The 9,526-nt window shown below is 68.6% G+C and carries 10 protein-coding genes; all 10 read right to left on the reverse strand.

Features of this window, described 5'->3' with window-relative positions; genetic code table 11:
• Positions 1-140: 140 nt before the first annotated feature.
• On the reverse strand, positions 141-1,577 hold the full coding sequence (gene atpD / locus ACWEFJ_RS38800) for a F0F1 ATP synthase subunit beta (protein ID WP_378094995.1): 1,437 nt from the start codon (positions 1,575-1,577) through the stop codon (positions 141-143).
• Positions 1,570-2,505 (reverse strand): F0F1 ATP synthase subunit gamma, encoded by a 936-nt coding sequence (locus ACWEFJ_RS38805; protein ID WP_378094993.1) that lies wholly within the window; start codon positions 2,503-2,505, stop codon positions 1,570-1,572. Before ACWEFJ_RS38805 ends, atpD begins: the two co-directional genes overlap by 8 nt.
• A gap of 7 nt (positions 2,506-2,512) precedes the next feature.
• Positions 2,513-4,159 (reverse strand): F0F1 ATP synthase subunit alpha, encoded by a 1,647-nt coding sequence (atpA, locus tag ACWEFJ_RS38810; protein ID WP_378094991.1) that lies wholly within the window; start codon positions 4,157-4,159, stop codon positions 2,513-2,515.
• Between the two features lie 59 nt (positions 4,160-4,218).
• Positions 4,219-5,055 (reverse strand): F0F1 ATP synthase subunit delta, encoded by an 837-nt coding sequence (locus ACWEFJ_RS38815; protein WP_378094989.1) that lies wholly within the window; start codon positions 5,053-5,055, stop codon positions 4,219-4,221.
• Positions 5,056-5,065: 10 nt separating this feature from the next.
• Complete coding sequence (locus ACWEFJ_RS38820) at positions 5,066-5,614, reverse strand: F0F1 ATP synthase subunit B (protein WP_378094987.1); 549 nt, start codon at positions 5,612-5,614, stop codon at positions 5,066-5,068.
• 32 nt (positions 5,615-5,646) lie between these two features.
• Positions 5,647-5,898 (reverse strand): ATP synthase subunit c family protein, encoded by a 252-nt coding sequence (locus ACWEFJ_RS38825; protein WP_053721978.1) that lies wholly within the window; start codon positions 5,896-5,898, stop codon positions 5,647-5,649.
• A 61-nt stretch (positions 5,899-5,959) separates the two neighbouring features.
• Complete coding sequence (gene atpB, locus ACWEFJ_RS38830; protein ID WP_378094985.1) at positions 5,960-6,739, reverse strand: F0F1 ATP synthase subunit A; 780 nt, start codon at positions 6,737-6,739, stop codon at positions 5,960-5,962.
• 152 nt (positions 6,740-6,891) lie between these two features.
• On the reverse strand, positions 6,892-7,338 hold the full coding sequence (locus ACWEFJ_RS38835; protein WP_378094983.1) for a hypothetical protein: 447 nt from the start codon (positions 7,336-7,338) through the stop codon (positions 6,892-6,894).
• A gap of 66 nt (positions 7,339-7,404) precedes the next feature.
• Positions 7,405-8,556 (reverse strand): glycosyltransferase family 4 protein, encoded by a 1,152-nt coding sequence (locus tag ACWEFJ_RS38840; RefSeq protein WP_378094981.1) that lies wholly within the window; start codon positions 8,554-8,556, stop codon positions 7,405-7,407.
• Positions 8,557-8,660: 104 nt separating this feature from the next.
• Entirely contained in the window at positions 8,661-9,311 is a 651-nt protein-coding gene (locus ACWEFJ_RS38845; protein WP_378094979.1) for an L-threonylcarbamoyladenylate synthase, read from the reverse strand.
• Between the last annotated feature and the right edge of the window lie 215 nt (positions 9,312-9,526).

Raw genomic sequence — 9,526 nt, forward strand, 5'->3', positions numbered from 1 at the left:
TTTCCCCCCCACCACTCATATATACTCTTTTCGTGATACACTCTGTCCCTACCCCACGATCTACCTATTTGTGGGCGTCCCCCTGAAACGCCCGGAGGGCCGTTCCCCGCGGGGAACGGCCCTCCGACGACAGCCCTACCTCACTTGGCGGCGAGCTTCTTGGCGTTGGCCTCGACGTCGTCCAACCCGCCGCAGGAGAAGAACGCCTGCTCCGGGTAGTGGTCGAACTCGCCCTTGCAGACGCGGTCGAACGCCTCGATCGTGTCCTTGATCGGCACGAACGAGCCGGGCTGACCGGTGAACTTCTCGGCCACGATGAAGTTCTGGCCGAGGAAGCGCTCCAGGCGACGGGCGCGGCCGACGAGGACCTTGTCCTCCTCGGACAGCTCGTCCATGCCGAGGATGGCGATGATGTCCTGCAGCTCCTTGTACTTCTGCAGGATCCGCTTGACCTCCTGCGCCACCCGGTAGTGCTCCTCGCCGACGATCGACGGCTCGAGGATCCGGGAGGACGAGGACAGCGGGTCCACCGCCGGGTAGATGCCCTTCTGGGAGATCGGACGGGAGAGCTCCGTCGTCGCGTCCAGGTGGGCGAACGTGGTGGCCGGCGCGGGGTCGGTGTAGTCGTCCGCGGGCACGTAGATGGCCTGCAGCGAGGTGATCGACTTACCGCGCGTCGAGGTGATGCGCTCCTGCAGCTCGCCCATCTCGTCGGCCAGCGTCGGCTGGTAACCCACGGCGGACGGCATGCGGCCCAGCAGGGTCGACACCTCCGAGCCCGCCTGGGTGAACCGGAAGATGTTGTCGATGAACAGCAGCACGTCCTGGTTCTGCACGTCGCGGAAGTACTCCGCCATGGTCAGCGCGGACAGCGCGACGCGCATGCGGGTGCCGGGCGGCTCGTCCATCTGGCCGAACACCAGGGCGGTGTCGCCGAGCACGCCCATCTCCTCCATCTCCAGGAGGAGGTCGGTGCCCTCACGGGTGCGCTCGCCGACGCCGGCGAACACCGACGTGCCGGAGAACTCGCGGGCGATACGGGTGATCATCTCCTGGATGAGCACCGTCTTGCCCACGCCCGCGCCGCCGAACAGGCCGATCTTGCCGCCCTTGACGTACGGGGTCAGCAGGTCGATGACCTTGATGCCCGTCTCCAGGATCTCGGTCTTGCCCTCGAGCTGGTCGAACGACGGGGCCTTGCGGTGGATCGCCCACTGCTCGCCGTCCCGGCCGAGGCCGGGCTCGTCGAGGCAGTCGCCCAGCGCGTTGAAGACGTGGCCCTTGACGACGTCGCCGACGGGCACGCTGATCGCCTTGCCGGTGTCGGTCACCGCCGCGCCGCGGACCAGGCCGTCGGTCGGCTGCATCGAGATCGTGCGGACCAGGTTGTCGCCCAGGTGCTGGGCGACCTCCAGGGTCAGCGTCTTGGCGACCGCCTCGTAGGTGATCTCCACGTGCAGGGCGTTGAACAGCTCCGGCACCGCGTCGCGCGGGAACTCCACGTCGACGACGGCACCGATCACCCGGACCACACGGCCGGTGCGGGTGGTGGTGGCAGTAGCACTCATGTCACTCATCACTTCCTGCGCCACCGGTAAGCGCGGAGGCGCCACCGACGATCTCGCTGATCTCCTGGGTGATCTGGGCCTGGCGGGCCTGGTTCGCCTGGCGGCTGAGGTTGCGGACCAGCTCGGTGGCGTTGTCCGTCGCCGCCTTCATCGCGGTCCGCCGCGCCGCCGACTCCGAGGCCGCCGCGTCCAGCAGTGCCGAGAAGAGCCGGGTCTTGACGTACTTGGGCAGCAGCGCGCCCAGCAGCGTCTCCGCGCTCGGCTCGAACGAGTACACCGACTGGAGCTTCTGCGGCTCCGGGTCGAAGTCGACCACCATCGGCGCGATCCGCTTGGCGACCGGCGTCTGGCTCAGCATGGACCTGAACTCGGTGTAGACCACGTGCAGCTCGTCCACGCCGAGCACGCCGTCCGGGCCGGGCTTGTCGCCCTCGTCGTCGCTGCCCGCGACGAACGCCTTGACCAGCGCGTCACCGGCCTCCGCGGCGTTGACGTAGTGCGGGAGCTGCGAGAAGCCGGTCCACTCGCCCGCGATCGCGCGACGGCGGAACCGGTAGTAGCCCACGCCCTTGCGGCCGATGACGTAGAGCACGGGCTCCTTGCCCTCGGACCGCAGCAGCGCCAGCAGCTCCTCCGCCGCGCGCAGCACGTTCGCGTTGTAGCCGCCGCACATGCCCTTGTCGCTCGTCACGACGAGGACCGCGGCCCGGCGGGGGTTCTTGCGCTCGGTCAGCAACGGGTGGTCGAGGTTCGCGGACGCCGTCGCCAGCGCGGAGAGGACCGAGGTGATCTCCTCCGCGTAGGGGCGCGACGCCGCGACCCTCGTCTGCGCCTTGGCGAGACGGGACGTGGCGATGAGCTCGTACGCCTTGGTGATCTTCTTGGTCGAGTTGACCGAGCGGATCCGCTGGCGCAGCTCTCGGATCTGTGCCGCCATGCCTACGTCACTTCTCGGTCGGCGCGGGCCGGTTGACCTTCACCGACTCCTGCCCGACCTGGTCGGCGTCCATCGCCTCGGCGGGCGCGTCGTTGACCGCGGTCGCGCCGTTGGAAGCGGTGAACTGCTGCTTGAACGCGTTGACGGCGTCCACGATGCCGGTCTTGGCGTCGTCCGACAACTTCTTGGACTCGCGGATGCCGGACAGGATCACGTCGTGGCTGCGCCGCACGTGGTCCAGGAACTCCGCCTCGAAGCGGCGGACGTCGCCCACCGGGATGTCGTCGTAGTGCCCGTTCGTGCCGAGGAAGATCGAGACGACCTGCTCCTCGACCGGCACCGGCGAGTACTGGCCCTGCTTGAGCAGCTCGACCAGGCGGGCGCCGCGCTCCAGCTGGGCGCGGGAGGCCGCGTCGAGGTCCGAGGCGAACGCGGAGAACGCCTCCAGCTCGCGGAACTGCGACAGGTCCAGGCGCAGCGAGCCCGCGACGTCCTTCATCGCCTTGATCTGCGCGGCGCCACCGACGCGGGACACCGAGATACCCACGTTGACGGCCGGGCGCACACCGGCGTTGAACAGGTCGGACTCGAGGAAGCACTGGCCGTCGGTGATCGAGATGACGTTGGTCGGGATGTACGCCGACACGTCGTTGGCCTTGGTCTCGATGATCGGCAGGCCGGTCATCGAGCCGCCGCCCATGTCGTCGGACAGCTTCGCGCAGCGCTCGAGCAGGCGCGAGTGCAAGTAGAAGACGTCGCCCGGGTACGCCTCGCGGCCCGGCGGGCGGCGCAGCAGCAGCGAGATGGCGCGGTACGCCTCCGCCTGCTTGGTCAGGTCGTCGAAGATGATCAGGACGTGCTTGCCCTGGTACATCCAGTGCTGGCCGATGGCCGAGCCGGTGTAGGGCGCGAGCCACTTGAAGCCGGCCGAGTCGGACGCCGGCGCGGCGACGATGGTGGTGTACTCCAGCGCGCCCGCCTCCTCCAGCGCGGCCTTGACGCCCGCGATGGTGGAGCCCTTCTGGCCGATGGCGACGTAGACGCAGCGGACCTGCTGCTTCGGGTCGCCCGACTCCCAGGCCTTCTTCTGGTTGATGATCGTGTCGATGCAGACCGCGGTCTTGCCGGTCTTGCGGTCGCCGATGATCAGCTGGCGCTGACCGCGGCCGATCGGGGTCATCGCGTCGATCGCCTTGATGCCGGTCTGCATCGGCTCGCTCACCGGCTGCCGCTGGAGCACGGTCGCGGCCTGCAGCTCCAGCGCGCGGTTGTCGTCGGCCACGATGTCGCCGAGGCCGTCGATCGGCTGGCCGAGCGGGTTCACCACGCGGCCCAGGAAGCCGTCGCCGACGGGCACGGAGAGCACCTGGCCGGTCCGCTTGACCTCCTGGCCCTCTTCGATCTTGTCGAAGTCGCCCAGGATGACCGCGCCGATCTGGCGGACTTCCAGGTTCAGGGCCACGCCGAGCACGCCGCCGGGGAACTCCAGCAGCTCGTTGGTCATGGTGCCGGGCAGACCCTCGACGATGGCGATGCCGTCGTAGGTCTCCGCGACGACGCCGACCTCTTCCCGGCTGACTTCCGGGGAGTAGGTCGAGACGTACTTCTCGATCGCACTGCGGATCTCGTCCGACGAGATCGTCAGCTCCGCCATGTCGTTCCTGCTCTCACTTCGTTCTGGGAAAGGGGCTTGTGGGCCGCGGTTCCGGTCGGTCAGCCGGCGAGGTCGCGGCGCAGTGACGCCAGCCGACCGGCCACGCTCCCGTCGATGACTTCGTCGCCGATCTTGATCAGCAGCCCGCCGCGCAGCGTGGGGTCGACCTCCACGTGCAGCGCGATCGGCCTGGAGTAGATCCGGGTCAGCGTGGCTTCCAGGCGGTCCTGCTGCGCCGCGTCCAGCTCGACGGCGGAACGGACGTAGGCGACGGAACGTTCCCGGCGCTTGGCCGCGAGCGACGCGAGGTCGCCGAGGCCGGTGACGACTCCCAGGCCGCGCGGATCGCGGACGAGCTGGTCGACCAGGACCTTGGTGGTCTCCTCGACCTTGCCCGCCACGAGGCTGTCGACCAGCGCGACCTTGCCGGCGGGGTCGGCCGCCGGGTCGGAGAGCGCCAGCTCCAGCTCGTGGTTGCCCGCGATGATGCGACCGAGGCGGAACAGCTCGTCCTCGACGGAGTCGAGCTTGCCGTCCCGCTCCGCCCGCACCAGCAGCGTGGTGCGGGCCAGGGACTCGATGCCGTCGACCAGTTCGCGCGGGCTGGACCAGCGCGCGGTGACGACCGTGCCCAGCACCTGCAGGGTCACGTCCTCGACCTTGCCGTCGAGCAGACCGCGCAGCAGCTGCTCCCGGGACGCGGGGTCCGAGGAGTTGTCGGCCAGGGCCCGGCGCAGCGCGGGCTGCGCCGACAGCAGGCTCACGACCGCGAACAGCTCGGTGCCCAGCTTCGCCAGGGACTCGCCGGCGGTGGGGCCAGTCGTGCCGTCCACGACCTCGAGCAGCCGCAGCTCGGCGGCGGCCAGGGCGTCACGGCTGGCGGCGTGCAGCGTCATCGGCGTTCCCTCACTTGGCGGCCGGAGCCGACGTGCCGTCGAGTTCGGAGAGGAAGCGGTCGACGGTGCCCCGACGGCGCACCTCGTCCTCCAGCGACTCGCCGACGACCCGGTCCGCCAGGTCGATGGCCAGCCGGCCCAGCTCACCGCGCAGCTCCGCGACGATCTGCGCGCGCTGCGTCTCGAGCTGGGTCTGCCCCTGCGCGATGATCCGCGCGGACTCCTCCTGCGCCTTGGCGCGCAGCTCGCTGATGATCTGCTCGCCCTCGATGCGGGCGTCGTCGCGGATGCGGGCCGCCTCGGCGCGGGCCTCGGCGAGCTGGGCCTTGTACTGCTCCAGCGTCTGCTGCGCCTGGGCCTGCGCCTGCTCTGCCTTCTCGATCCCGCCCTCGATCTTGGCGGCACGTTCCGCGTACAACGTCTCGAAGCGCGGCGACACGAACTTCTTGATGACGAAGAACAGCAGCAGGAACGCGATCAGGCCGATGATGATTTCGGACGTGTGCGGGAGAACGGGGTTGATGGCCCCTTCCTCCGCCGCCAGGATGAGGGTAGTCATCACAAACCTTCCTTATTGCGATGAACTTCAGATCAGCCGATGGCGAGGAAGTAGACGACGAAGCCGAGCAGCGCCAGGACCTCGACGATGGCGAAGGTGGTCCAGGCCAGGCTGAGCAGGACGCCGCGGGCCTCGGGCTGACGGGCGGTGCCGTTGATGACCGAGGAGAAGATCAGACCCACGCCGATGCCGGGGCCGATCGCCGCGAGGCCGTAGCCGATGGCAGCGAGACCCTGGTTCAGGTTGACGGTCGCGGCTTCCTGGGCAAGAACGATAGCGCTCACTTGTGGTGTTCCCTTTCCAACTCGGTCCGCGAACGCTCGCGGATCGGAGGCTTGTGATTTCTCAGTGCTCTTCGGCCAGCGCCGCGCCGATGTAGTTGGCGGACAGCAACGCGAAGATGTAGGCCTGCAGCACCATGATCAGCGCTTCCAGGAACGTCAGCCCGATGGCGAAGGCGAACGCGATGGGCGCGACCACGACGGTGATGCCGCCGGAGAAGAGCAGGTACTCACCCGCCAAGGTGAACACCAGCAAGAGCAGGTGACCCGCGAACATGGCCGCGAAAACTCGGATCGCGAGCGTGAGCGGGTTCAGGAAGAACTTCTGGAAGAACTCGATCGGGATCAGCAGGATGAGCACGAACCACGGCGCGCCGGGCGGCATGGTCTGGTGCTTGAGGTACCCGAGGAACCCGTGGCGCTTGAACCCGACGAAGTGGTAGACCGGGTAGATCACCAGCAACGAGATCGCCAGCGGGAACCCGATGTGCGACATCGTCGGGAACTGGACGAACGGGATGATCCCGAACAGGTTGTTCACCAGGATGAACGTGAAGACCGTGAGGATCAGCGGCACGAACGGCTTGAAGTCCTTGCCACCGATCTGCTCGCGCGCGATCGAGTTGCGACCGATGTCGTAGAGCGACTCGGCGGCGAACTGGAACTTGCCGGGAACGAGCTTGAGGTTGCGGGTCGCCGCGATGAAGAACGCACCGATGATCAAGATCGAGAGCACCAGAAGCACCATGGGCTTGGTGACCTCACCGAAGATCGGTGGGAGGAAGAAGTCCTTCACACCGGGTGCGACGAACTCATCACCCGCAGCCAGCACCATCGTGGTCACTGTGTTCCTTCCGGTTCTCCCGGCCGGCGTTCACTCCGCCGGGGGAATCGTCACGATCGGGACTTAACGTACCTTACGGACCGCAAGCGCCCGCGAGAGGCACCCCACCTACCTGGGTGTCCCGTCCTGCGCGCACCGTACCAGCCGGTAGATCAGGTGTTTCCAGGGGTGGGGATGACGATCTGACTGCGACTGCGCTTCGAGGCGCGCACCTCCATGACGGTGGCGACCACGATGGTCGCGACCATGGTCAGCGCGAGCGCGTTGGCGTGGAGGACGGGGAACTGGCGCAGCAGCGCCACCACGGCGAACAGCAGGATCAGCTTGCCCATGAACCCGCCCAGCGCCGCCACCATGATGACCTGGAGCGGCATGGCGGCGGTGCGGTGCATGAGCAGCAGCGTCCCGGCCGAGGACAGGCACGCGAGTGCGCCGCCGATCAGCGCGGCGACGAGCCCGGGGACACCGGCCAGCACAGTCCAGAGGATCGCGCCCGCGACCACGGTGCCGAGCGCCGCCCACAGCGCGCCGCGGTACATCTCACCCGCGAGTCGCCGCACGACGGCCTCGTGGGTCCACTCCGTCTTGTCCTGGCTCATGTCACCTCTTCTCCCCGGTCACGACCGAGTGTAAAGAAGGCTTGATGCTCACCCCACCATCGGGGGTCAAGTGCGACGCACTTCGCGAAGTCTGGGTATCGCCGAGACCAACAGCGCGAGAACGAGCCCGATCGCCAGGCACCACACCACGACCACGACGTCGAACAACGTCAGCGCGACCGCGCCGAACGCCAGCACGCCGGCCCACAGGTAGATCAGCAGCACCGCGCGGCGCTGCGAGTGGCCGATCTCGAGCAGCCGGTGGTGCAGGTGCATCTTGTCCGCGGAGAACGGGCTCTCACCCCGCCGCGTGCGCCGGACCACGGCCATGAGCAGGTCCAGCAGCGGCACGAACAGCACCGCGGCCACCACCACCAGCGGCGACAGCAGGCCGAGCACGTCGGTGGCCCGCACCGACTCGTAGTTGATCTTCCCGGACGCCGAGATCGTGGCCGCCGCGAGCATGAGCCCGATGAGCATCGACCCGGAGTCGCCCATGAAGATACGCGCCGGGTTGAAGTTGTGCGGCAGGAACCCCAGGCACGCGCCGGCCAGCGTCGCCGCGATCAGGGCGGGCGGGTACGCGCCCACGTCGCCGCCGTTGTTCGCCAGCAGCCCGATCGAGAACACGCACGTCGCCGCGGCCGCGATGAGCCCGATGCCCGCCGCCAGGCCGTCCAGCCCGTCCACGAAGTTCATCGCGTTGACCATCGTCACGGCCAGCAGCACGCTCAGGATCGCGCCCTGGTTCTGGTCCAGCGACAGCAGCGACCCGGTCCCCTCGCCCCCGTCGCCCCACGGCACCCAGAACAGCAACCACTGCAGGCCGAACAGCACGAGGATGCCCGCCGCCGTCACCTGGCCCGCGAGTTTCGTCAGGGAGTCCAACTCGAACCGGTCGTCCAGCACGCCCACGAGGACGATGACCCCGCCGCCCACGATCACCGCGTACGGGTCGTAGGAGAAGTCGAACGCCGAGCGCAGCACCGGCAGCTGGTGGGCCAGCAGCATGCCGCCCAGCACGCCGCCGTACATGGCGAGGCCGCCCATCCGCGGCATGGGTTGCACGTGCACGTCGCGTTGGCGCGGGTGGGCCACCGCGCCGATCCGGAACGCGAGCGCGCGCACGAGCCCGACGAGCAGGAACGTCACGACCGCGGCGGTCAGGGCGACGAGCAGGTACTCCCGGACGGGGAGGACGTTGGACACGGCAGGCATCTGGCCCACGGCAAGCTAGCCCCTCGGCGATGGGGTGTCGGGCGGATCTTCAGCGAGTGGTTCGCGGGAGAGGACCACCACGCTACTCCGATCGGGAAGATCCACTAGCGCGCGACCTCGACTTCGACGCCCAACACCTCGGACACGTCCGCGACCGCCACCGCGCCCTCCCGCAACACGACGGCGTCGGGCCCGGTCAGGTCCACGATCGTGGAGCCGACGTTGTCGGTCGCCGGCCCGCCGTCCAGGTAGACGCCGACCTCCTCACCGAGCTGGTCCCACGCCTCCTGCACCGTGCCGGGCGGGGGGAACCCGGACTTGTTGGCGCTGGAGACCGCCATCGGCCCGACGTCCCGCAACAACTCCAGGGCGACCGGGTGCAACGGCATGCGCAGCATCACCGTGCCCCGGGTGTGACCGAGATCCCAAGCCAGCGACGGCGCGTGCGGCAACACGAGCGACAACCCACCCGGCCAGAACGCCTCGATCAACGCCCGCGCCTGCCGGGGCACCCCGAGCACCAACCCGTCGATCGTCGTCCACGACCCGACGAGGACGGGCACGGGCATGTCCGGCCCCCGCCCCTTCGCCTCCAGCAGGGCGCGCACGGCGGACGCGTCGAAAGCGTCACAACCGATCCCGTAAACCGTGTCGGTGGGCAGAACCACCAACCGCCCGGACCGCACCGCGCCCGCGGCAGCCGCGAGACCCGCCGTCCGATCAGCGGGAACCCCACAATCGTAGATTGTGCTCACCCTGCTGATCCAAGCACAGCACGACAAACCCCAGCGGCCGAGGTCACACAACCACCCAAAACCACCCTCCACCCCTCCCCACCCCACAACAGCCCCACGGCCAAACCAACACCAACCGCCCACATCGGACCCGCCACCACCCCACCGAGGCCCGATTTGACATGGGTTCGAGTGCCTTAGGCTGGTCGGAGCCGGCAGGCTTGGCGGGACGCTTT

This window comes from Actinosynnema sp. NPDC004786 (assembly GCF_053601135.1).